This window comes from Candidatus Pantoea edessiphila, from assembly GCF_002933335.1.
GTDB lineage: Bacteria > Pseudomonadota > Gammaproteobacteria > Enterobacterales > Enterobacteriaceae > Pantoea_C.
Map to the genome: position 1 here is coordinate 68,161 of NZ_PDKS01000001.1, position 26,112 is coordinate 94,272.

The 26,112-nt window shown below is 27.8% G+C and carries 18 protein-coding genes and 4 tRNA genes; 11 read left to right on the forward strand and 11 right to left on the reverse strand.

Features of this window, described 5'->3' with window-relative positions; translation table 11 throughout:
- Window positions 1–15 precede the first annotated feature (15 nt).
- Window positions 16–1,146 carry a succinyl-diaminopimelate desuccinylase gene (dapE, locus tag CRV11_RS00380; protein ID WP_136131365.1) on the reverse strand — a complete coding sequence of 377 codons (1,131 nt, stop codon included), beginning with the start codon at window positions 1,144–1,146 and terminating at the stop codon, window positions 16–18.
- A gap of 922 nt (window positions 1,147–2,068) precedes the next feature.
- Between dapE and ansP the strand changes: the two genes are divergently transcribed.
- Window positions 2,069–3,547, forward strand: a complete 1,479-nt coding sequence (ansP, locus tag CRV11_RS00385) for an L-asparagine permease (RefSeq protein WP_136131366.1) — start codon at window positions 2,069–2,071, stop codon at window positions 3,545–3,547.
- 410 nt (window positions 3,548–3,957) lie between these two features.
- On the opposite strand, the gene tal is transcribed toward ansP, so the two are convergent.
- Entirely contained in the window at window positions 3,958–4,911 is a 954-nt protein-coding gene (tal, locus tag CRV11_RS00390; RefSeq protein ID WP_136131367.1) for a transaldolase, read from the reverse strand.
- Window positions 4,912–5,082: 171 nt separating this feature from the next.
- On the opposite strand from tal, the gene CRV11_RS00395 reads away from it, so the two are divergent.
- Window positions 5,083–7,362, forward strand: coding sequence for an NADP-dependent malic enzyme (locus CRV11_RS00395; RefSeq protein ID WP_136131368.1), 2,280 nt, complete (start codon window positions 5,083–5,085; stop codon window positions 7,360–7,362).
- 47 nt (window positions 7,363–7,409) lie between these two features.
- On the opposite strand, the gene hemF is transcribed toward CRV11_RS00395, so the two are convergent.
- From hemF to cysK, 5 genes are all read right to left on the reverse strand, one after another.
- Window positions 7,410–8,312: an oxygen-dependent coproporphyrinogen oxidase gene (gene hemF / locus CRV11_RS00400; protein WP_136131369.1), complete on the reverse strand. Its 903-nt coding sequence runs from the start codon at window positions 8,310–8,312 to the stop codon at window positions 7,410–7,412.
- 286 nt (window positions 8,313–8,598) lie between these two features.
- Window positions 8,599–9,102, reverse strand: a complete 504-nt coding sequence (gene crr, locus CRV11_RS00405; RefSeq protein WP_136131370.1) for a PTS glucose transporter subunit IIA — start codon at window positions 9,100–9,102, stop codon at window positions 8,599–8,601.
- Between the two features lie 50 nt (window positions 9,103–9,152).
- A complete protein-coding gene (gene ptsI / locus CRV11_RS00410) occupies window positions 9,153–10,883 on the reverse strand; it encodes a phosphoenolpyruvate-protein phosphotransferase PtsI (RefSeq protein WP_136131371.1) in 1,731 nt (576 codons plus the stop codon).
- 152 nt (window positions 10,884–11,035) lie between these two features.
- Complete coding sequence (locus CRV11_RS00415; protein ID WP_136131372.1) at window positions 11,036–11,293, reverse strand: HPr family phosphocarrier protein; 258 nt, start codon at window positions 11,291–11,293, stop codon at window positions 11,036–11,038.
- A 125-nt stretch (window positions 11,294–11,418) separates the two neighbouring features.
- The gene (gene cysK / locus CRV11_RS00420) at window positions 11,419–12,390 is read right to left on the reverse strand and encodes a cysteine synthase A (RefSeq protein WP_136131373.1); all 972 of its coding nucleotides are present in this window, start codon (window positions 12,388–12,390) and stop codon (window positions 11,419–11,421) included.
- Window positions 12,391–12,966: 576 nt separating this feature from the next.
- Here cysK and ligA point away from each other — a divergent pair.
- The gene (gene ligA, locus CRV11_RS00425) at window positions 12,967–14,985 is read left to right on the forward strand and encodes an NAD-dependent DNA ligase LigA (RefSeq protein WP_136131374.1); all 2,019 of its coding nucleotides are present in this window, start codon (window positions 12,967–12,969) and stop codon (window positions 14,983–14,985) included.
- A 46-nt stretch (window positions 14,986–15,031) separates the two neighbouring features.
- Here the strand turns inward: ligA and CRV11_RS00430 are convergent, their stop codons facing one another.
- From CRV11_RS00430 to CRV11_RS00440, 3 genes are all read right to left on the reverse strand, one after another.
- Complete coding sequence (locus tag CRV11_RS00430; protein ID WP_136131375.1) at window positions 15,032–16,012, reverse strand: bile acid:sodium symporter family protein; 981 nt, start codon at window positions 16,010–16,012, stop codon at window positions 15,032–15,034.
- Between the two features lie 243 nt (window positions 16,013–16,255).
- A tRNA-Lys gene (locus CRV11_RS00435) sits at window positions 16,256–16,328 on the reverse strand.
- Window positions 16,329–16,417: 89 nt separating this feature from the next.
- A tRNA-Val gene (locus CRV11_RS00440) sits at window positions 16,418–16,493 on the reverse strand.
- Between the two features lie 214 nt (window positions 16,494–16,707).
- Between CRV11_RS00440 and gltX the strand changes: the two genes are divergently transcribed.
- From gltX to CRV11_RS00455, 3 genes are all read left to right on the forward strand, one after another.
- Window positions 16,708–18,105: a glutamate--tRNA ligase gene (gene gltX / locus CRV11_RS00445; RefSeq protein WP_136131376.1), complete on the forward strand. Its 1,398-nt coding sequence runs from the start codon at window positions 16,708–16,710 to the stop codon at window positions 18,103–18,105.
- Window positions 18,106–18,179: 74 nt separating this feature from the next.
- Window positions 18,180–18,252 (forward strand) — tRNA-Ala (locus CRV11_RS00450).
- 320 nt (window positions 18,253–18,572) lie between these two features.
- On the forward strand, window positions 18,573–19,829 hold the full coding sequence (locus CRV11_RS00455) for an Nramp family divalent metal transporter (RefSeq protein WP_136131377.1): 1,257 nt from the start codon (window positions 18,573–18,575) through the stop codon (window positions 19,827–19,829).
- Window positions 19,830–19,908: 79 nt separating this feature from the next.
- Here the strand turns inward: CRV11_RS00455 and CRV11_RS00460 are convergent.
- Window positions 19,909–19,980: transfer RNA gene (locus CRV11_RS00460), tRNA-Arg, on the reverse strand.
- Window positions 19,981–20,254: 274 nt separating this feature from the next.
- Between CRV11_RS00460 and sixA the strand changes: the two genes are divergently transcribed.
- From sixA to CRV11_RS00485, 5 genes are all read left to right on the forward strand, one after another.
- Complete coding sequence (gene sixA, locus CRV11_RS00465; RefSeq protein ID WP_136131378.1) at window positions 20,255–20,734, forward strand: phosphohistidine phosphatase SixA; 480 nt, start codon at window positions 20,255–20,257, stop codon at window positions 20,732–20,734.
- Window positions 20,735–20,978: 244 nt separating this feature from the next.
- On the forward strand, window positions 20,979–21,911 hold the full coding sequence (gene prmB / locus CRV11_RS00470; protein WP_136131379.1) for a 50S ribosomal protein L3 N(5)-glutamine methyltransferase: 933 nt from the start codon (window positions 20,979–20,981) through the stop codon (window positions 21,909–21,911).
- A gap of 40 nt (window positions 21,912–21,951) precedes the next feature.
- Window positions 21,952–23,037 carry a chorismate synthase gene (gene aroC / locus CRV11_RS00475; protein ID WP_136131380.1) on the forward strand — a complete coding sequence of 362 codons (1,086 nt, stop codon included), beginning with the start codon at window positions 21,952–21,954 and terminating at the stop codon, window positions 23,035–23,037.
- Between the two features lie 362 nt (window positions 23,038–23,399).
- Window positions 23,400–24,614 carry a beta-ketoacyl-ACP synthase I gene (gene fabB / locus CRV11_RS00480; RefSeq protein ID WP_136131381.1) on the forward strand — a complete coding sequence of 405 codons (1,215 nt, stop codon included), beginning with the start codon at window positions 23,400–23,402 and terminating at the stop codon, window positions 24,612–24,614.
- A 175-nt stretch (window positions 24,615–24,789) separates the two neighbouring features.
- A complete protein-coding gene (locus tag CRV11_RS00485) occupies window positions 24,790–25,944 on the forward strand; it encodes a 4-phosphoerythronate dehydrogenase (protein WP_158674478.1) in 1,155 nt (384 codons plus the stop codon).
- The last annotated feature ends 168 nt before the right edge of the window (window positions 25,945–26,112 follow it).

Genomic DNA, 26,112 nt, shown 5'->3' on the forward strand with positions numbered 1-26,112 from the left:
TTTTTATCAAAATAATCAAGCAATTATTTGTTCCATTATACGTTGATATATCTTACTCAAAATCTGTAAGTCAAATATTCTTACATATTCATTAATTTTATGAATTGTTTTGTTAACTAAACCTAATTCAACTACTTGAGCGCCAGTGCAAATAATGAATCGTCCATCAGATGTTCCACCATTATTGAAAATTTTTGGTTTAACTTTGCTATAGTGAAACACTGTTTTTATAACTATATCAGTCAATTTTTTATGGTAAGTAAAAAAAGGTTTAGCAGCAAGATCCCACTCAATAGAATAATTTAATTGTTTATTTGCTGCAAGTAGTATATCAAATCGTTCACGAATCATTTCATCATCTAACTCTGTACTAAACCGAATATTAAATTTAATTAATAAGTTTCCTGGTATAATATTATTAACACCATCTCCTGCTTGTATATTAGTAATTTGCATAATTGTCGGTGGAAAAAAATCATTTCCTTTATCCCAAACAGCATGTATTAGTTCATTTAATATTTGTATTCCTGCATGTATAGGATTATCTGCTAAATCGGGATATGCAACATGGCCTTGTATGCCTTTAATCGTTAATTTCGCATTTATTGAACCACGACGTCCGTTTTTTATTATATCTCCCAAATTAATTTCACTAGTGGGTTCACCAATTAGACAATAATCTAATCTATCATTTCGTGACATTAATCGCTCAACTACTTTTAAAGTACCATTTCTTGCTGTATTTTCTTCGTCTGAAGTTATAAGAAAAGCTAAACAACCTTTATGATTTGGATGTATTTTAACAAAACGTTCAGCAGCTACTACCATAGCAGCTAAAGCACCTTTCATATCTGCTGCACCACGGCCAAATAGCATACCTTTGTCCATAAAAGGTTCAAAAGGAAAATGATTCCAGCTATTAATGTCTCCAGGTGGGACTACATCAGTATGCCCGGCAAATGCTAGCGTTTCTCCTCGACGACGTGTGGCCCAAAAATTTTTAGTGTCATTAATATTAATTGTTTCTATATTAAATCCTATTGCTTCAAGTCGATTAATCAATAAATCTTGACATCCCGCATCATAAGGACTTATGGAAGGACATCTAATAAGTTGTTTTGTAAGTTCAACTATTGGACATAACATAATTAATTTATCCTTAATAATTTTATAAACACAATAACTATTAAATAATATAAAAAGTAAAAAATAAAATAATATTTTGTGTTTTTATATATTTAGTAGTACAATCTTTATATTAAAAGATATACTAAATATTTTACTTAGAGAGGTTATTTGTTGTTTAAAAACCAAATGTTTAATAATAAATAACTTATATTAAATACTATACATTTATGAATTGTTAATTGCTTTAATGATTTAATTATAATAATTTATCAGTTGAATTTGGCATATGTGATGCTAATTGATTTTTCATAATCGTAATCAGTTACATGAAATTATGAATCGTCTTATTTTATAAGAAAATATAAATAATAGAAGTAGTAAAAACAATCACATCAGAATATAACAATATTCTATTTAATAATTTAAAAAATCAATAATTATCTAAATGCTATAAAATTAAATCTATTTTAGAGTTATTTGAAATAACAGATATTTTAGTTAGATGTTTCTTAAGATATATAATCTTATTAATTTATATTATATGTATATATTTAGTATTGATATTTTGTTTACTGTTTTTATAAAATTTATTTATATAATACTATCAAATTATAACATTTTATAACATTATTTTTATAACATGTTTATAACATTATTTTGAATTTTGATTTCATATTTTTTTTGCTAAAAATTAAAGTATTAATAATTATTTATGACAAGCTAAATTTTTATTGTTAATTCTATCTGGTTTTATAATACAGCTTAATTTTAAAATCAAATATCAATTAACTCATAAGATTATTGAATAAATATCAGAAAATTTATTAGAATAAATTTTATATTTCTTGATTATAACTTATAAAACAATAAATTAAAACACCATATTCCTAATAATTTAATAAAAAATTGAATAATCCTAATTAGGATAAATAGGAAATTTATGATGCATAAAAAACAAGAATTAACTGAAGTTAGCGATGCAAAAAGACGTTGGTTAAATTCTCATGATATTGGTTACCAAAAATCAATGGATAATCGACATGTTCAAATGATTGCAATTGGAGGAGCGATAGGAACTGGTTTATTTTTAGGTACAGGTGGTCGTTTACAAATAGCAGGACCATCATTAGTATTAATTTATATTATTTGTGGTATTTTTTCTTTCTTTATTTTACGTGCTTTAGGTGAATTAATTTTAAATCGTCCTTCTAGTGGAAGTTTTGTATCTTATGCCAGAGAATTTTTTGGTGAAAAAGCTTCATATATTGCAGGTTGGATGTATTTTCTTAATTGGGCTATGACTGGTATTGTTGATATTACCGCTGTAGCCCTATACATAAAATACTGGAAAATATTTAGTGCAATTCCTCAATGGGTATTTGCACTAGTTGCTCTTATTGTAGTTAGTGTTATGAATATGGTTGGAGTAAGATGGTTTGCTGAAATGGAATTTTGGTGTTCTCTGATCAAGGTATTGGCGCTCATCTTTTTTTTAGTTATTGGTATAGTAGTTCTTATTAGTGGCCATCCAGTAGATGGTAATATGACAGGTATTCATTTGATTACTGATCAAGGAGGATTTTTCCCTCATGGATTATTATCTGCTTTGGTATTAATACAGGGGGTAGTATTTGCTTTTGCCTCAATTGAATTAGTTGGTACTGCAGCAGGTGAATGCAAAGATCCTGAAAATATTTTACCAAGAGCAATTAATAGTATAATATGGCGCATAGGTGTTTTCTACACTGGTTCAATATTATTATTAGTACTTTTATTACCATGGAATGCTTATCATGCAAACGAAAGTCCTTTCGTTACGGTATTATCTAAATTAGGCATACCATATGTTTGTCATGTAATGAACTTTGTTGTTTTAAGTGCAGCACTTTCTAGTATCAATTCAGGTCTGTATTCTACTGGAAGAATACTAAGATCTATGTCTATGGGCGGATCAGCTCCAAAGTTTATGTCAAAAATGAGCGCTCAGAAAGTACCCTATGCTGGAATTATGTCTACCGTTGCGATTTATATAATTGGTGTATTTCTTAATTATAGTTTGCCTACGAAAGTATTTGAGATTATGATAAATTATGCTTCTCTTGGTATTATTTCTTCATGGACTTTTATAATAATATGTCATTTACGTTTACGTAAAGCTATTCAAGAAGGTAAAGCAAAAGAAGTAAAGTTTAAATTACCAGGTGCACCTTTTACTTCATGGCTAACTCTATTGTTCTTGTTTTGTGTTGTAGTACTAATGGCTTTTGACTATCCAAATGGAACTTATACTATAGCCTCTATTCCTTTAATTGCATTAATCTTAGTAATAGGATGGTTTAGAGTACGTAAGCGTGTTAGAGAAATATCTAAAAAAGAAAAAGCATATTATCATAATGATGATAGTTTAAACTTAAAATAAGCAATATATCAAAATAGTATTATTGTAGTAATAAATGTTGTTATTAGTTAAATATTACAGTCAGTAATATATAAAAACTGGTTTTTATGAAAATTAGATGAATTTTGAAAATTAAATGAATTTTAAATGATCGTATTAACAATATATAATCCATTACGTTTGTTAACTAATAATAAATTGTATGGTGTTAAAATTCATATGATTAATATTTAAAAATTATTAAAATAATTAATTTGATATTTAAAAATCAACAATTATCTAATGATATAATATTAAACGTATTTTATAGTTATTTGAAATAACAGATATTTTAGTTAGATGTTTTTTAAGATGTATAATCTTATTAATTTATATATATAACAAATATTAAGGCGGGAATAATATCCGCCTTAATACTGTTACGTCAAATCCTATATCTTAGTTGAAAGCACAATTTCTAGTTGTTGCTGATCTAAGGAAAATTTTCTGATACCTTCAGATAGTTTTTCTACAGCCATGGGATTTTGGTTTTGTTCCCAACGAAATTCAGATTCTAATATAGGAGTAGACTTATAAAATATTTTATTAGTAAAAATATTTAAGTTTTTTACCAAAGGTTCATGGGTATTTCGCAGTTCATTTAATAAATTTGGAGATATTGTTAAATAATCACAACCCGCTAATGCAGTAATTTGATCTTTTTTACGGAAACTGGCTCCCATGATAATGGTATTATAATCGTGGTTTTTATAGTAATTATAAATATCTTTAATTAATTTTACACCTGGATCTTGCTCTACAGAATATGGATTTAATAAATTACGACTATTGTACCAATCATATACTCGACCAACAAATGGAGAAATTAAAAATGCTTTTGCTTCTGCAGCAGCTATTGCTTGAATTATAGAAAATATTAATGTCAAATTACATTTGATTTTATCTTTTTCTAGTTCTCTAGCAGCACAAATTCCTTCCCAAGTAGACGCTAATTTAATTAAAACACGTGATCGATCTATTCCATTATCTTCATACATGCCAATTAATTTATTTGCTCTATTGATACATGCTAATGTATTAAAAGATATTCTAGCATCTATTTCTGTAGAAATACGACCAGGTATATATTTCAATATTTTTGTTCCAATATCAACAGCAACTTTATCACTAGCATTAATGACCTTTATCTCTTTACTACCACCTTGTTTTCTAGCATAATTAATTGCATTCTCTATTAAATCTTTATAAATATCTAAATTAATAGATTCAAGTATAATAGAAGGATTAGTGGTAGCATCTTGAGGGCAATATTTTATGATGGATTCTATATTACTACTATCTACTACTACGGTAGTATATTGTTTTAAAGCTTCTAATTGATTCATATTAAATCCTTTTAAGAAAATAAATATTTTAAATTAAAATACTAATATTATTTATACTAAAATGAGTAGTTTCTTAAAAATAATTTAAGTTTTATATATTAAATATAATCAATATGTTTACTAGATTATGATTTTTAAAATTTATGATCGCTTATAAACCAAGGATATCAAATGGATGATAAATTAAAAAAAAGTGCTCTGGATTTTCACCAATATCCTATATCTGGAAAAATTCAAGTATCTCCTACTAAACCTTTATTAACTCAACGAGATTTAGCTCTAGCATATTCACCTGGAGTGGCTGCACCTTGTATAGAAATAGCTACAGATGAACTTAAATCATATACATATACTTCACGTGGTAATTTAGTAGGTGTAATATCTAATGGCTCTGCAGTATTAGGTTTAGGAAATATTGGGGCATTAGCTTCTAAACCTGTAATGGAAGGGAAAGGAGTTTTATTTAAAAAATTTTCAGGTATTGATGTATTTGATATTGAAATAAATGAAACAGAACCAGATAAAATAATACAAATAATAGCTTCATTAGAACCAACTTTTGGTGGCATCAATTTAGAAGATATTAAAGCACCAGAATGTTTTTACATAGAAAAAGAACTACGTAATCGTATGAAAATTCCTGTATTTCATGATGATCAACATGGCACAGCAATTATTTGTACAGCAGCAGTCATTAATGGATTATATATCGTAAATAAACATATTTCTGATGTTAAATTAGTAGTTTCTGGAGCAGGTGCATCAGCTATTGCGTGTATTAATCTATTAGTAGAATTAGGGTTACCTAAGTGTAATATAAAAGTTTGTGATTCTAAAGGACTCATTTTCCATGGTCGGGAAGAAAACATGGAAGTAAATAAAGCTAAATATGCAGTTAAAGATGATGGCAAAAGAACTTTAGATGAAATAATTGATGGAGCAGATATATTTCTTGGCTGCTCTGGTCCTAAAGTATTAACTGTACAAATGGTTCAAAAAATGGCTAAAGATCCACTTGTTTTGGCTTTAGCAAATCCAGAACCAGAAATTATGCCTCCATTAGCGAGATCAGTAAGACCAGATGTTATTATTTGTACTGGTAGGTCTGATTTCCCTAATCAAGTTAACAATGTTTTATGTTTTCCTTTTATTTTCCGAGGAGCTCTAGATGTTGGTGCAACAACTATTAATGAAGAAATGAAAATTGCTGCTGTACATGCTATTGCAGCTATTGCTAAGGCTGAACGCAGTGATATTGTTGCATCAGCATATGAAGACCAAGAATTAAGTTTTGGTCCAGACTACTTGATTCCTAAACCGTTTGATCCAAGATTAATTATTCAAATAGCTCCTGCAGTTGCTAAAGCAGCTATGCAATCTGGTGTTGCTACGCGTCCTATAAAAGATTTTGAAGCTTATCGCGAAAAACTTACCGAATTTGTTTATAAAACAAATTTATTTATGAAACCAATATTTTCTCAAGCAAAGAAATTACCAAAATATGTTTTATTAGCTGAAGGAGAGGATATAAGAGTATTACATGCTACACAAGAAATAGTAACACTTGGTCTAGCAAAACCTATACTAATTGGAAGACCAAATATTGTAAATATGATAATACAGAAACAGGGATTAAAAATTGAAATAGGAAAAGATTTTAAACTGATAAATAATGAATCAGATCCTAAATTTAATGAATATTGGAACGAATATTACCAAATCATGAAAAGGAGAGGTATTACTAAAGAACAAGCACAACTTGCAATAATTAATAGTCCTACTTTAATTGGAGCTATTATGTTACATCGAGGTGAAATAGATTCATTAATATGTGGAACTGTTGGCAATTATAGTGAACATTATAGTATAATAGAAAGTGTATTAGGTTTGCGAGATGATGTTAAGGTAGCGGGTACTATAAATGCATTATTATTGCCTAGTGGTAACACATTTATTGCAGATACTTACGTTAACGAAGATCCTACATCAGAACAATTAGCAGATATTACCTTAATGGCATCAGAAACAGTAAAGCGTTTTGGCATGAAACCTCGTGTAGCTTTATTATCTCATTCTAGCTTTGGTACTTCTAATACACCTAGCGCACAAAAAATGAGACGAGCTTTAAAAATCATAAAAGAATTAGCTCCTCAATTAGAAATCGATGGAGAAATGCATGGAGACGCTGCTTTAGTGGAGAATATACGTCGTGAATTAATGCCAGATAGCCCTCTAAAAGGCACTGCTAATTTACTTATTATGCCTAATGTAGAAGCAGCAAGAATTAGTTATAATTTATTACGTGTATCATGCTCAGAAGGAATAACGATAGGACCAGTTTTAATGGGCATGAAAAAACCTGTGCATATATTGACCAGTATTGCTTCAGTAAGAAGAATTGTCAATATGGTGGCATTATCTGTTGTAGAAGCTCAAACTAAACCTTTATAAGTGTTTAAATAATTAGTAATTAATATATTTCTTATACTTACGGTAAGTTAAGACAACCAATCTTTAATAGGTAGAAAGTCTCTATATAAAGAGGCTTCTGCCGAATCTTCATCAAATTGATAATTATACTCCCAGCGCACTAAAGGAGGCATCGAAATCAAAATAGATTCAATCCTACCATTAGTTCTTAAGCCAAATATAGTGCCTCGATCATATATTAAATTGAATTCAACATATCTTCCCCGTCTATACAATTGAAATTGACGTTCTTTTTCACTCCATAATAGATTTTTACGCCGTGCTACAATTGGTTGGTAAGCAATTAAATATCCATTTCCTATAGCTTGTGCAAATTCAAAACAATAATCAAAATCTGGTTCATTAAGATCGTCAAAAAATAAACCTCCAATACCACGCTGCTCATTTCGATGTTTTATATAAAAATATTGATCACACCATTTTTTGTATTTATTGTATACAAATTGACCAAAAGGTAAACAGATATCAAAAGCAGTTTTATGCCAATGTACAACATCTTCTTTAAAAGCATAAAAAGGTGTCATATCAAAACCTCCTCCAAACCACCAAATTGATTTAGCACCAGTTTTTTCTCCCAGAAAAAAACGAATATTAGCATGGCTAGTTGGTACATAAGGATTAAGTGGGTGAACTATTATTGATATACCTAATGCTCTAAAAATATAATCAGAAAATTTTTTATGATATGTTGTTGCTACCGAAGGTATTCTGACATTATCAACGTATGAATAATTTACTCCTGCCTGTTCAAATATTTTTCCATTTTTTAATATACAACTTTGACCTTTACAACCTTTATAATTCCATTGGTCTCTTTTAAAAACTTTATTATAATCTTCTTTTGATAAAACATTACAAATTTTATCTTGTAAGTTAAGTAAAAATTTTTCGACAGAATTTATATTATACATAATGGTTAATTATTGTTAAGATCTAACTTGTTTAAATATAATATTTAATTTTTTTAAAAAATGGTATTTGTTTGTGTAATAATATATTGTTTTAATTTTTAAAATAAAATTTAAATGATATTATATCCTTAATAAACAAATAATTATTTAAATAATATAGTTATTAAAATCAAATTGATTAATTTAATTTTTTAAGATTTATGATAGATATCACGATATAAATAATAACAATATAAAATATAAAAGACGATAACTCAATATTAAATATAGTTATCGTCTTTTAACTTTATTTTATGTTGACACGCATGATGGTTGTTTCACCTATAATTGCTCTTCCTGATAACTTTACTAATTTATTAATTTCATCCATATTAGAAATTACTATTGGAGTCATAGTGGATTTTGCTTTTTTTTCTAAAAATAATAAATCAAATTTAATAATCGGCTCTCCTATTTCAACTTCTTGACCTTCTTTACCTATTCTTTTAAAACCTTCTCCTTTTAATTCAACTGTATCAATTCCAAAATGAACAAATAACTCAATACCATAATCTGATACAATCGAAAAAGCATGGTTAGTCTCAAAAATTTTTCCAATTTTACCTTTAACAGGAGCGACCATCTTATTTCCACTAGGTTTGATTGCAATACCATCTCCTACTATTTTTTCTGCAAACACTACATCTGGGACTTCTTCAATATCAGTAATTTGACCTGATAAAGGAGCAATAATGTTAATCATTTTTCTTTTATCTATCAAATCACCAAAAAGTTTAGATAATAAACCCATAATGTTCTCCTAATATAATGATGGAAGTCTAGTATCGTTTCGTTTATACCTTAGTAAGGTATGGTGGTGTCCTTATTAAAATGATCGATTAACTTCATTAAATCTTCATATGTAGGTTGAAGTAAAGCTGTTTCTGCTAATAATTTAACATCTTTGAAACTAACACTACGAATGATTTTTTTAATTTTTGGAATACAAGCTGAACTCATGCTAAATTCATCTAATCCCATGCCTAACAGTAGTAAAGTTGCACGTTCATCACTAGCAAGTTCTCCACACATTCCTGTCCATTTACCTTCAGCATGAGATGCATCAATAACTTGCTTGATTAGACTAAGTACAGATGGTGTCATTGGATTATATAAATGCGATATTAAACTATTACCACGATCAACTGCTAATGTATATTGTGTAAGATCATTAGTTCCAATACTAAAAAAATCAACTTCTTTTGCTAAGTGATTTGCAATTACTGTAGAAGCAGGAGTTTCGATCATTATGCCAATTTCAATTGAGTCATCAAAAACCTCCCCCTCATTAGATAATTGAATTTTCAATTTTTCAAGTTCAATTTTTAAAACACGTACCTCTTCTACTGATATAATCATAGGAAACATTATTTTTATTTTACCAAAAGCAGACGCTCGTAAAATAGCACGTAACTGAGTATGTAAAATTTCTTTACGATCCATTGCAATACGAATTGCACGCCAGCCGAGAAAAGGATTATCTTCTTTTGGCAACTTCATATATGGTAAATTTTTATCTCCTCCAATATCCATAGTGCGTACTATGATTTCTCTTGATCCCATTGATTCTGTAACGATTTTATAAGCTTGAAACTGTTCTTCTTCTGTAGGTAATGAACAGCGATCCATGAACAAAAATTCAGTTCGATACAATCCTATACCTGCTGCTCCACTAATTTTAACGTTTTGTAAATCTCTTAATGCACTTATATTTGCGCATACTTTAACTGTATGACCATCTATTGTCATAGCAGGTAAATTTTTTATCTTGTTTAGCGTTCTTTTTTCATGAATATACTGTTTATGATTTTTTTTTAATTGTTTATTAGTTAATTGAGATGGATTAATATGTACGAAATTGTTTAATCCATCAAGAATTATTGAATCTCCATTTTTTATATGCAAAGTAGCATTTTTCGTACCAACGATAGCTGGAATTTCAAGAGAACGAGCTATTATTGAGGTATGTGAGGTTATCCCTCCTAAATCAGTTATAAATCCTAATACCATATCTATGTTTAATTGAGCTGTTTCTGATGGAGTTAAATCTTCTGCAACCAAAATTGATCTTTCCATGATTAAATTTATATTATTATTACTTAATCCTAAAATATTTTTTATTAAACGCTTACCTATATCTCGTATATCTACTATACGTTCTTTAAGATACTTGTCTTGTAATTTTTCTAATTCATTTATTTGAGTATCAATAACTAATTTAGTAGCAGCATCTGCAGTTAAACGATCTTTTTTAATAAAATTGATTACTTCGTACTCTAGTTCTTCATCTTTTAACATCATTATATGTCCTTCAAATATTGCTGATTTATCTTCTCCAAAGGACTTATGAGTATTAATCATGATTGTTTCTAATTGTTTTTCTGTTTTACTGCGGCTGTTTAAAAATTTTTGAACTTCTTGATGAATTTTATCTTTGGAAATTTTTTTGTAATTGATTATTATATCATGTTCTTTTAACAATATAGCTTTACCAAAAGCGATACCCGGTGACACTACAATACCTGAAATCATAACATTTCCTTTCTATCACGAGGCTGATTCACTCTACTAATTAAATTAATGGAACATAGTAATAATATCTTAAAGTAAATACAATACAATTATTATTAAATATATTAATTATTTTAATAACTAAAATAATTACTTAAAAAATTATAGAAAATTTATTTTAGTTCATTTATAAAATTAGTTAGGTGTTCAACTGCTATTTGTTCATCTATACCTTCTGCTTTTAAAATAATTACAGAGCCAAAAGATAAACCCAAAGTTTGTAGCTTAAACAAGCTTTTTGCGTTTGCTGATTTACCTTGAGAAATAATTGTTATGTCAGATTGAAAATTTTTTGCTTGTTTAACAAATTGAGCTGCAGGTCTAGTATGTAAACCATTCAATAAATTAATAGTAATTTCTTTTTGAAACATTATCATTTCCTAACTTTATTCAAGTTAATCTTAATTTTATTGTAATAATACAATGGGGTTTTAATATCAATATACTATCTAATATATAAATATTAAATAAGATGAATTTTTTAATAAATTTATCTTTATTGCATTATTTCTTTTTCCGTAAAAACATCATCAAATAAAATAGTACTTAAATATCTCTCTCCAGAAGATGGAAGTACTACAACTATATTTTTATTATTAAATGTCTTCTCTTCTTGTAATTTCAATGCAGCAGATACAGCTGCTCCTGAAGAAATTCCACAAAGTATACCTTCTTGTTCCATTAATTTTCGAGCTACTATTATAGATTCTTCGTCAGAAACAGTAACGACACGATCAATTAGAGTTAAATCAAGATTTCCTGGAATAAAACCAGCACCAATACCTTGAATTTTATGTGTTCCAGGTACTATAGATTTGCCGGATAGAAATTGTGTTATTACTGGGGAGTTAATTGGTTCTACAGCAACTGATATTAAATCTTTTTTACCTTTTGTATTTTTAATATACCGACTTACACCAGTCAAAGTACCACCTGTACCGACTCCTGAAATAAAAACATCTATTTTGCCATTAATATCTCTCCAAATTTCAGGACCAGTAGTATTTTCATGAATTTCCGGATTAGCTGGGTTGTTAAATTGTTGTAATAACAAGTACCTATCTGGATTACTGGTAACAATTTCCTCAGCTTTTCTAATTGCACCTTTCATTCCTTTTATGCCCTCTGTTAATTCAAGATGAGCTCCTAAAGCTTTAAGCAATTTACGACGCTCTATAGACATAGTTTCAGGCATTGTTAAAGTTAATTTGTATCCTCGAGCAGCAGATACATAAGCTAATGCTATTCCTGTATTTCCACTTGTTGGTTCTACTAATCCTACATTAGCTTTTAGCACTCCGCGTTTTTCCGCATCCCATATCATGTTAGCACCTATTCGACATTTCACACTAAAACTGGGATTACGAGATTCTATTTTTACAAATATTAAATTATTTCCTATATGGTTTAATCTAACTAATGGTGAGTTACCAATCGTAAAAGAATTATCTTTGTAAATTTTATTCATATTAACTGTTTAACCGAAATAAATAATAATTACATTAAACACTTAAAGATACCTTTTCTATGATCTTGATAAAGTAAAAAATATGAATATATATATGATAAATAATAATAAATATTTTAGATGCAACAATATTATTACGTATACTGTTATTTATAATATTATAAAATATTTATAGTATAAAAAAGGAAATAACCATCTTTCAGTTTAAGAGTATTACTTTAATGTCATATTATGACATAAATTAAAAAATAAAAAACCAATGTTAAATTATAAAATATTTTTATGAATATAATAATTATATTATTAACATATTTCATGGTAATAAATATATTAAGATGTATAATCAAACTTCAATTGATTTGTAATTAATACAAGATATTAATACTTTTCATATTCACAGAAAAATTAAATAAATTTTCTGTAATTATTTATATTTGATTTTTGAATCATAAACTTGTTATATATTAAAAAATATATTTTCGTAGCATATTAGATATATTACTTTTTTGGTATAATAAAAATTATATTGTTTGAAGGTTAAAAGATTTTCAATCATACATAACATAACAAAACATTATGAAATCAATACTAGATAAAATAGTTGAGCTTAGAAAAAAATTGCTTTATCACGAGCGTTTGTATTATGTACATGATTCCCCTGAAATTCCTGATACAGAATACGATCAAATGATATTGCAATTAAAAAAACTAGAAAAAAAATATCCAGAATTATCTCATAATTATTCTTCAACTCAATTAGTTGGTGGGAAAAGGTTGAAAATTTTTGACAAGATAAAACATCATACTCCAATGTTATCATTGGAAAATATTTTTAATAAAAAAGATTTATTATTATTTGATAGACGTGTAAAGAAAAAATTAAAAAACAATAAAGTACAATATTGTTGTGAATTAAAAATAGATGGTCTTGCGGTTAATTTAATATATGATAATGGCCTGCTTACCAAAGCCGCCACCAGAGGAGATGGTTATACTGGTGAGGATATTACTGATAATATACTAACAATTAAATCTATTCCATATAAGCTAATTGATAATAATATTCCAGTACTTTTGGAAATAAGAGGAGAAGCATTTATGGCTCAAATGGATTTTGAAAAACTTAATGAAGAATCTAGAATAAACTTTAGAAAAACATTTGCTAATCCTCGTAATGCCGCTGCAGGATCTATAAGACATTTAGATCCTAATATTACTGCTAGCCGTTCTTTAAGTTTTTTTTGCTACGGTTTAGGAATTATAAATAAAGGTAATTTATCATCAAGTCATGTAAAAAAATTACAACAATTAAAAGAATGGGGATTACCTGTTAGTAATTATATTAAGATTGCTCAAGATATTAATGATATTTTGATGTTTTATGAGGAAATTAAAAAAATTCGCAATACTCTCGAATTTGATATAGATGGTATAGTTATCAAAGTAGATTCAGAAGAAATGAGACAGTATTTAGGATGCAGCACTAAATCTCCACACTGGGCAGTAGCCTGGAAATTCCCTGCACAAGAAAAAAGTACTTACATTAAAGACGTAAAATTTCAGGTTGGAAGAACAGGTGTAGTTACACCTGTTGCAATTCTTAATCCAATTAAAATAGGGGGAGTAAACATCAAAAGTGCTACTTTACATAATGGCAAAGAAATACAGCGTCTTGGATTGCATATAAATGATTTAGTAATAATTCGTAGAGCCGGAGATGTTATACCACAAGTAATGAATGTAATAACATCAAAAAGATCTAAAAATTCAAAAAAAATAATATTTCCCTGCTATTGTCCAATCTGTAGTTCTCATATAGAGAGGATAAAAGAAAATGGTATTTCACGTTGTACAGGTGGTTTAACATGTAATGCTCAAAAACATAATACTATAAAACATTTCATTTCCAGTAAAGCTATGAATATAAGAGGAATAGGAGATAATTTAATAGATAAATTAATAAAAAAAGGGTATGTTAATACGGTAGTAGATTTATTTTTACTTAGCGAGAAACAATTATTGGATATTGACGGTTTAGGATTAAGATCAGCGCGCAATATATTATTTGCTTTAGAAAAATCTAAACATACTAATCTGCAAAGATTAATTTTTGCTCTTGGTATAAGAGAAGTAGGTGAATTAACTGCTCTTAATTTAGCCAATTATTTTGTTAATATAGAAAATTTTATGAAAGCAGATTTTAATGAATTAATTAAAGTAAGTAACGTAGGTCATAAAACAGCTAAATATATATTTAATTTTATACAAGAAGAGAACAATCAAAAAACAGTATATAGACTAATTGATGAAATAGGAATTTGTTTAAATGGTATCATATTAAAAAACTACTGCAAAAAAAATAAATATTTTTACGGCAAAATAGTTGTCATTTCAGGTTCTTTTGTACATTTAAAACGTAGTTTAATCAAGTCACAATTAGAAGAAATGGGAGTTATAATTAAAAATTACATATCAAAAGAAACAGATTTTTTAATTTCTAATAAATCAAATAACAGTAAATATATCAAAGCACTGAAGCTAAATGTTAAAATAATAAATGAGAATGAGATAGCAGACATGTTAAAAAAACAATAAATATATATTTACTTATAATTTATAAAAAATATTTTGTAGCTAATTATCAATAATTAGCTGTCTTGTTTTGTTCTTTATAAAGTTGAGCAATATATGAACATGCCATTAATTGCACTTGGTGAAATATCATCAATGGTAGTATGATTATTCCTACTGAACTGACTGGAAACAAAATATTAGCCATAGGAATACCGTTAGCTAGACTTTTTTTAGATCCGCAAAATAATAATACTATTGCATCACAACGTTTAAAGTTGAATAAACAAGCTACCAAATAATTGATAATCAATACAAGAAAAAGCAGTATTAGACACTCTATCAAAACCCATAATAGTGTATGTATTCCGACAATATACCATATACCATTAATCACTGCCTCACTAAAAGCAGAATAAACCACTAATAAAATTGATATTTGATCTACTTGATTAATTAGATCATTGTTTTTATCTACCCATTTATAAATCCATCTACGTGATATATGCCCTGCTAAAAAAGGTATTAATAATTGTAATATTATTTTATATATTTGTTCTATTTCATTGTTTATACTTAATCCAGTACTGTGCATTCCTAATACTAATTTGACAATCAAAGGAGAAATAAATATACCTAATATACTTGAAGCTGATGCACTACATACAGATGCTGCAACATTACCTCCAGCTATTGATGTAAGCGCTATAGCAGATTGTACAGTAGCTGGCATACTACATAAATATAAAAAACCATTATCAATTTCTGGGTTGATATTTATTAAATGACACCATATTAAAACCATTCCTAATAGTGGAAACATTATAAATGTACTGAATAATATCCATAAATGTAGCTGCCAGTTACTGCTTCCCATAATAATTTTTTTTCTGGATAACTTAGCACCATGCATAAAAAAAAGAATAAATATAGCTGCAATAGTCAAATATTTAAATAAATTTATAAAATTACCTTTTAATGGAAAAACACAAGCAAGTAAAACAGAAGATATGATTTTAATAATCATTAAATCGATTTTTAAAAATTTCATAGTTATTATTTGTTTGCAATTTTATAATAGACAAAAAATTATCTAAAATAGATAATAATAGAATTGATTAATATAAGGTATACATATTATTCTGAATTTAGAAGTATTTGATATAGATTTATAATCTTTTCCTAAAATCATTAAATTATTATTATTTAATAATTCAGTTTTATATAAAACAGTAAGATAAATTGATAATTATATCGAGTAGCATAAAAGCAAATACGTCTTATCGTATTTTTTTGGGTCGTGCAGGATTTGAACCTGCGACCAATTGATTAAAAGTCAACTGCTCTACCAACTGAGCTAACGACCCAATTTCTATAATATAAAAAATAATCTTAAATTTCCGTAATTACAAAATGTTTTATAAATTTAAATTATATTCAATTTTTAATTATGTAATGGTGGGTAATGACGGACTCGAACCGCCGGCCCCCTCCTTGTAAGGGAGGTGCTCTACCAACTGAGCTAATCACCCGATAATATTTGTATTATTTAACAGCAATTAAATTTGAGTATCATGTTAATTTTTATTAAACTCATAACTCGTATATATGATATAATGGTTCTTTTAGAAATACAAGTTATTATATTAAAATTTATTTTATATTATTTAATAATTACAGTATAACGTAATATTTTATTAAGTTAATAAGCATTACTCTAATAGTATTAATCCGGAACTTTAATTAATGAATATCAAAACCCGTTTTGCACCGAGTCCTACAGGTTATTTACATATTGGAAGCATTCGTACTGCTCTTTATTCTTGGCTTTTTGCACGCCATAATAAAGGTACTTTTACACTAAGAATAGAAGATACAGATACAGAACGCTCTCAAACAGAATCTGTTAAAACCATTATAGATAGTTTAAATTGGTTGAATATAGATTGGGATGAAGGACCATATTATCAAACTAAAAGATTGAATCTTTATAATGATGTAATTGATAGTATGCTAAAAATTGGTAGTGCATATAAATGCATTTGTTCTAGAGAACGATTAGAATCTTTGAGAAAATTACAAATAATAAAAGGAGAAAAACCTCGATATGATGGATATTGTAGAACAAAATTTAATTTACCACATAATATACCTCATGTAATTAGGTTTTGTAACCCTCAAAAAGGACATGTAACATTTGATGATCAAATTAGAGGGAAAATTACATTTGATAACGAAGAATTAGACGATTTAATTATCAGGCGTACTGATGGCTATCCTACTTACAATTTTTGTGTAGCAATAGATGATTGGAATATGGGTATAACTCATGTAATTCGTGGCGAGGATCATATTAATAATACACCAAGACAAATAAATATATTAAAAGCTATAGGCGCAAATATACCTAATTATGCGCACGTTTCTATGATATTTGGTCCAGATGGCAAGAAAATTTCTAAACGTCATGGCGCACTGAGTATATTGCAATATAAACATGAAGGATATTTACCAGAAGCTATACTTAACTATTTACTCAGACTTGGTTGGTCTCATAATGATAAAGAAATTTTTACTATTTCTGAAATGATAAATTTATTTACATTAAATAAAGCAAGTAAATCTCCTAGTATATTTAATATTAATAAACTTAAATGGATTAATCATCATTATATTAATGTGTTACCGACAAAATATATAGCAAACCACTTATCTAAACACATTAATGTTAATTCTGAACTGCAAATAGAAAAAATTGTTGAAATATTCAGCAAGGGTTGTAAAACTCTGCAAGAAATGGCTAATTCTTGTCGTTATTGTTATGAAGATATTCAGGAATTCAATACTGATTATGCTATTAAATATTTGAATTTTTCAAATTATAAATTATTAGAGTATATCCGCAATAAATTGCTTTCAATATGCGATTGGAATGCTGAAAATATTAACAAAATAATTTTAAATACATCTAAAGAACTTAAAGTAAATATAAATAATGTATATATGTCTTTACGCGTAGCTATTACTGGCTGTAATTGCTCTCCGGCTATTAATAAGATAATCGAACTAATTGGTTTAAATAAAACCATATCTCGTATTGAAAAAGCTTTGATGTTTATTAAAACAAGCAAATTATCAAAATAAATTTTAATATATATGTCAATGTATTATACTATAATATTTAATGATGTTTTAAGATAATTTACTATTATCTTTGCGGGGCTATAACTCAGATGGAAGAGTACTTACATGGCATGTAAGAGGTCGGCGGTTCAATTCCGCCTAGCTCCATAAATTTTAAATTTCAATTATTATATTTAATATTATATACTATAATTACTACGTTGTTTTGTTTTCTTTAGTATATTATGAATTAACTAAACATTATAACAATATTTGGATTTAATACATAAGCATATGATATAATTAATTAACTTCTATACAAGATGTGATTATGTTCATTTTTGATTCAAATGATTTCTATTACTTACATTAAAATTTTTAGCAATTGATAACCTTTGTGTTGTGTATTGTAGTATTAAAATTAAACAATTGCTACATTGAATAAATTTTAATAAATTTTTAATGAATGTTCAGATAGGATACTGAATATGTTTGAAATGAGCATTATTGAAAAACTGATGAAAGGGGCAAGAAAAGTCAAATTCGCCTTACTAGGACCAGCTTTTATTGCTGCAATAGGTTATATAGACCCTGGTAATTTTGTAACTAATATTCAAGCAGGAACTTCTTATGGTTATAAATTGTTATGGGTCATAGTATGGGCAAACATTATGGCAATGATAATTCAGCTAATGTCTGCCAAATTAGGTATTGTCACAGGTAAAAATCTAGCAGAACATATTAGAGATAGGTTTCCACGTCCTGTAGTATGGTTTTATTGGATTCAAGCTGAAATAATTGCTATAGCAACAGATTTAGCAGAGTTTCTTGGAGCATCACTTGGATTTAAGTTATTATTAGATATTTCTCTATTTAATGGAGCAATATTGACAGGAGTAGCTACTTTTTTAATTTTACTTCTTCAAAATTATGGTCAGAGATCCATTGAAATAATAGTTGGTTCTTTGTTGATTTTTGTAGCTGGTGCCTATGCGATAGAATTGTTTTTTTCAAAACCACAAGTTAATGAGCTAATTTCTGGGTTAGCTATACCTATGTTGCCAAATCTTGAGACAGTTTTTTTATCAGCTGCTATATTAGGCGCCACTATTATGCCTCATGTAATATATTTACATTCAGCTTTAACTCAATTTAATGATGGTAATAATAACATGCACGAACGTTATGCAACTGCAAAAGTAGATGTTGTTGTTGCTATGACTATTGCTGGTTTTGTAAATTTATCTATGATGGCAACTGCAGCAGCAGTATTTCATTTTGGTGGATATTCTGGAATTTCTCAATTAGATCAAGCTTATTTAACTTTGAAACCAATTTTAGGACAAGCAGCTGCAACGATTTTCAGTTTAAGTTTAGTAGCAGCGGGTTTATCTTCTACAGTAGTTGGTACAATGGCAGGTCAAGTTGTAATGCAAGGTTTTGTTCATTTTAGCATACCTTTATGGGTCAGAAGATTTGTAACCATGCTTCCATCTTTTATTGTTATTTGGATAGGATGTGATATAGCCCATATTTTAGTATTAAGTCAAGTAGTATTGAGTTTTGGAATAGCATTAGCTTTAGTTCCTCTAATTACGTTTACAGGAAATAATGAAATAATGGGTAATGAAATGGTTAATTCATCATTATTACAAAATGTAGCCAAATTTATTACTTTAATTGTTTTTTTATTGAATGTTTATTTAATCATAGAAGAAATAAGGGTTGGTATTGCTTCACTTTGAGCAAATAATTATTAATGATCTTAGGAAGAATTGACTCAAGCAACTAAAATATGATGTATTGAGGTATATTTTTTGAATATGTCCCCTACAGGAATTGAACCTGTAATTAACCCTTAGGAGGGGTTTGTTATATCCGTTTAACTAAGGGGACGTTCAATTATCTAAAACAGCAAATTATTATTTCCAATCAATTAATATGTTTATTTGTTAACAATATCTAATAATATTATTGTCTTCTTTAATATCATAATATGAACACTTATGATATTACTTATTTATAATCTTTACTATAAATATTATAAGTAAGTAATATATTTATTATTTGAATAGAATAAATGCTATCAGTAATTAAATTTATACAAAATATTAAGTTACCAATTATAATTTGATTAAATGCATAAACATTATTAAAATTGGATAGTATTATGAAAATTATTATAATGCGTCATGGTGACTCTGTTAAAGATCTAGACAATGATCAAACTAGATCTTTAACACAGTGCGGCATTAGAGAATCACAACAAATAGCACATTGGCTTAAAAAAAATAATGTGTATATTGAATATGCTTTAAGCAGTCCTTATAAAAGAGCAATACAAACTCTTTCAAATATAAGTAACATTCTAATTTTTAATCATCAAATTATTTTACCGGAGTTAAAACCTAATGGAAATCCTTTAATTGTTTTTCAATATTTAAAAAAAATGTTTAATGATGGAATAGAGTCGGTATTATTAATATCTCATTTGCCTTTTATATGTAATCTAATTAATGTTATTTTTCCAAAAAAAACGTTATCTACATTTACACCTGCCTCTATTATTTGCGTAAAAACTTTTTTGTTTACAAAAAAAAGTGAAATATTATGGTCGTTTAGTAGTAATGGTATAATAAAACTTGTATAAGTGTTATTAAATATTACTACATAATAATATCTTATTTAAAATAGCTAATACTAATTCAAATTAAATAATTTTCATTTCTTGTTCAAAGATATTAACTAATTATAATGTAAAGTATTTGATTTAAAATCATTATTTATTGAATATGTAATGCAAGAAAATTAATTATTATTATAAATTTTATTTATTTTGAGTTTTTATATAGAAAATCATTTATTATGTTAAACAACCTTGAAAAGGATCTTAAATGAATCAAATCCATGCGGAAGAAGCATTAAATGAGCTTCGTACTATTCAAGATATGCTTCGTTGGACAGTAAGTCGTTTTTTAGCTACTAAAATTTTTTATGGACATGGTGCAGATAATCCTTGGGATGAAGCTGTTCAATTAATTCTTCCTTCTCTTTTTTTGCCAATAGATATTAAGGAACAGATTTGTCATTCTCGTCTAACTAGTAGTGAACGTAATCATATTATTAAATTGGTTACTCGCCGTATTAATGAATGTATTCCTACCGCTTACTTGACTAATAAAGCGTGGTTTTGTGGTTATGAATTTTATGTTGATAATCGAGTAATTATTCCTCGTTCACCAATTAGTGAATTAATAGAAAATAATTTTATAGGTTTAATAAAAAACACGCCTGACCATATTCTAGATATGTGTACAGGCAGTGGTTGTATTGCAATATCTTGTGCATATGTTTTTCCACAAGCTAAGATAGATGCAGTAGATATTTCAACTGATGCATTAGATGTTGCCAGACAAAATATTACAGAACATCATTTCATTAATAACGTAAACTTAATTCAATCTGATTTATTTAGTAAACTATCTAATATAAAATATGATTTGATTATTACAAATCCACCGTATGTTAGTATTGAAGAAATCAATACTTTGCCTAACGAATATCATTATGAACCAAAAATAGGATTAGCTGCCGGCATAGATGGATTAAAAATTATACGTCGTATTTTAGCCGGTGCTTCAAATTATCTTAATGATAATGGAATTATCATTTGTGAAGTAGGTGATAATATGATTCAAATTATTGAACAATATTCAGATATACCTTTTAATTGGTTAAAATTTGATAATGGTGGTGAGGGGGTGTTTATGATAACACGTAAGCAGCTTATCAATGCTCAACATCATTTTTCTATTTATATGGATTAAAAAAGCAAATAAATTTTGTTTAAATTAATAGGAATATAGTATGGTTGGTAATAGTATTGGACAAATTTTTCGAATAACTACATTTGGTGAATCTCATGGAAAAGCGTTGGGTTGTATAATTGACGGTGTACCACCTGGCATACCAGTTAATGAGTCAATCATTCAGCATGATCTCAATCGCCGTCGACCAGGTAGTTCTCGTTATACTAGTAAACGCAATGAATTAGATAAAATAAAAATACTTTCTGGTATATTTGAGGGTACTACTACAGGAACGCCTATAGGTTTAATTGTTGAAAACATTGATTGTAGACCTCAAGATTACACTAATATTAAAGGTGTATTTCGTCCAGGACATGCGGATTACACTTATGAAAAAAAATATGGAATACGTGATTATCGAGGAGGAGGACGTTCTTCTGCTCGAGAAACTGTTATGCGAGTTGCAGCAGGAGCAATTGCAAAACAGTACTTAAAAATGAAACACAATATATTAATTAGAGGTTATATATCACAAATTGGCAATGTTCATTGCGAATTTAAAAGTTGGGATATTGTTGAATCAAATCCGATATTTTGTCCTGACCCTGATAAATTAGAGATATTAAATAGATTAATACTAAATTTAAAAAAAGAGGGTGATTCTATTGGAGCTAAATTAACAATAAGAGCTGAAAATGTACCAGCAGGATTAGGTGAACCAGTTTTTGATAGATTGGATGCGGATTTAGCTCATGCATTAATGAGTATCAATGCAGTGAAAGGTGTTGAAATTGGTGATGGGTTTGCAGTAGTACATCAGCGCGGTAGCCAACATAGAGATGAAATTAAGCTAAATGGTTTCCAAAGTAATCATGCAGGAGGAATTTTAGGTGGTATTAGTAATGGTCAAGATATTAATATTAATATAGCAATGAAACCAACTTCTAGTATAACAAAACCAGGACAAACTATCAATAACAATGGTGAAGAAATGCAAGTAATTACTAAAGGAAGGCATGATCCTTGTGTAGGAATTAGAGCTGTTCCTATAGCTGAATCGATGATTGCGATAGTATTAATGGATCATTTGTTAAGAGATAGGGCTCAATGCTATGATGTGAATTCTACTTGTTTTTATTATTAATTCATATTTAATATTAAATTTAGATAAATAAATACAATATGAGACATAAATTAAATAAAATTGTTTAGTTTTATTTAATTTATTTTATATAATATACAATGCATTAAAAATAAACATCTTGTGTTTTTTATATTTCAAAGAGAGATCGTTATATGTTTATTTTTTGTTTTAAATATAACAATTAGTATTTGTTATTAAATTTGATAAAAATAGCAGTAAATTTTTAATGCAATCAAACAATTTATATTGGGATAAATGTCAATGTCAGTGAAATCTAACAATTCCATTTTGATTTTAAATCAATATATTATGAATCACAAGATACAATTTAGTTTTATTTTATGCAAAAAGAGGAAGTTTTAATGAAATCTGCTGTTATTACTGGCTTAGGAATTATTTCTAGTATTGGCAATAATCAGCAAGAAGTATTGAATTCCCTTATTGTAGGTCGTTCTGGTATAACATTTTCTAAAGAAATGAAAGATTCTGGTATGCGTAGTCAAGTTTGGGGTGATATTAAATTAGACACTAGTGGTTTAATTGATCGCAAGATTTCAAGATTTATGAATGATGCATCAATTTATGCTTATTTGTCAATGAAAGAAGCAATTAAAGATTCTAGATTAAAAAGTTATACTTATCAAAGAAATCCACGAGTTGGCGTCATTGTTGGTTCAGGAGGAGGTTCGCCTCATTTTCAGGTATTTGGAGCCGATGCGATGCGAAGTGCACGTGGAATAAAAGCAGTAGGTCCTTATATTGTAACTAAAGCTATGGCTTCAGGGATTTCTGGTTGTCTTGCAACATCTTTTAAAATTTATGGAATAAACTATTCAATTAGTTCTGCTTGTGCTACTTCTGCACATTGCATTGGTAATGCAGTTGAACAAATTCAATTTGGTAAACAAGATATTGTTTTTGCAGGAGGGGGTGAAGAACTCAGTTGGGAAATGGCATGTGAATTTGATGCTATGGGTGCTTTATCTATACATTACAATAATAATCCCGAAAAAGCATCTCGTACTTATGATAAAAAACGTGATGGCTTTGTTATTTCAGGTGGTGGTGGTATAATTGTAGTAGAAGAATTGAAACATGCGTTAGATAGAAATGCTCCTATCTATGCTGAAATTATCGGTTATGGCGCAACTTCAGATGGATTAGACATGGTTCACCCTTCAGGTGATGGTGCCGTTCGTTGCATGAAAATGGCAATGCAGTATATTAAAAATCCCATAGATTATCTTAATAGTCATGGTACTTCAACGATAATTGGAGATAAAGTAGAGTTAGAGGCAATACGCAAAGTATTTGGTAGAACTATACCTAATATCTCTGCAACTAAATCAACAACTGGACATTCTTTAGGAGCAGCTGGTGTTCATGAGGCAATATATTGTTTATTAATGTTAAAACATGGATTTATAGCTCCAAGTATTAATATTGACTCTTTAGATCCATTTGCTGAAGGAATCAATATAATCACTAAAACTACGAAAAAGAACCTTAAAACTGTTATGAGTAACAGTTTTGGTTTTGGTGGAACTAATGCAACTTTAATAATGCGCAAATATTAACCATGATGAAACAATTATTGTTTATATTGATATAAAATTAACTTATTTTAATTGATTTAACTGTTTTAGATTTGTATTATTTTATATAATCTTCATTATAAATACATTCATGAATGATAAAAATATATACTCGAATAACTATCTTAATGTATTTTATTGTATTTAGGCAAATTTGGTGAAAATATTAGTTGACGAAACTATTCCTTATGTAAGCGATATTTTTAAAAATAGTGGTAATGTAGTGAAAATTTCTAGTAGAGAATTATTAGGTAATGATCTACTAGATGCAGATTGTTTGATAATACGTTCAGTTACTAAAATTAATAAACAATCTTTAGTAGATCGCAAATCAATAAAATTCATAGGCTCTGCTACTTCAGGGATTGATCATGTTGATGTAGACTGGCTAAAAAAATTGGGTGTTGCTTTTTCAGCAGCACCTGGTTGTAATGCTGTTGCAGTAGCTGAGTATGTTTTTACTTCTTTATTATTTCTAGCTGAACGTAATAATTTTCAAATTAAAGACTGCATTATAGGTATAGTTGGAGTTGGGCATATTGGATCCTATTTAAATAAAATTTTAAGTGCTTGGGGAGTTGTAACATTACTTTGCGATCCACCACTATCGGATAAAATTCATAAAAAAAAGCAAAATTATTTTTATTCACTAAATGAATTAGTTAATAAATCTGATATAATTACTTTTCATATTCCATTAGTTTATAAAGGTAAATATAAAACTTTTCATATTATAAATGAAAAAATACTTCTATCTCTTAAAAAAAATGCTATTTTAATAAACTCTTCTCGAGGTGCAATTATTAATAATGAAGATCTTATTGATGTATTAAAAATACGTAAAGATATAAAGTTAGTAATAGACGTGTGGAACGAAGAAGAAAATGGATTATCAATTGATTTATTGAGTAAAACAATTATTGCTACACCACATATTGCAGGTTATACAATAGAAGCCAAGATAAATGCAATTATTAAGTTATACGAAAGATGGTGCAAATTAATAAACAAACCTAAGAAAATAAAAATAAATAAATTTTTAATTGAGCCAACATTTAGCAATATTTTTTTACATGGTAGAATTACGCAGTCAAAATTAAGTAAATTAGCTAATTTAATTTTCAGTATTTATGTGGATGACAGTTTATTGCGTAATACAACAATAATGAATTATTATTCATTCAATAACTTGCAAAATCATCACAGAATTCGTAGAGAATGGTTTTCCTTAAAAGTTAATTGTGATAATTATGAAACATTTAATATTCTAAAAAATATTGGTTTTAATGCTTTTTTTGAACAAAAGGTTTAAAAACAGTGTTTTTAATATCTCTTTCATAGAGATTATGTTATATGAATTAGTTTCCTAAATTAATATAGTAACTTAAGATTGATATCTTTTATTTAAATGGTATTGAAATAAATACATATCTTTTTTATAACAGTTAATTTAAGATAAGCAAAATATTTACTGAATAAT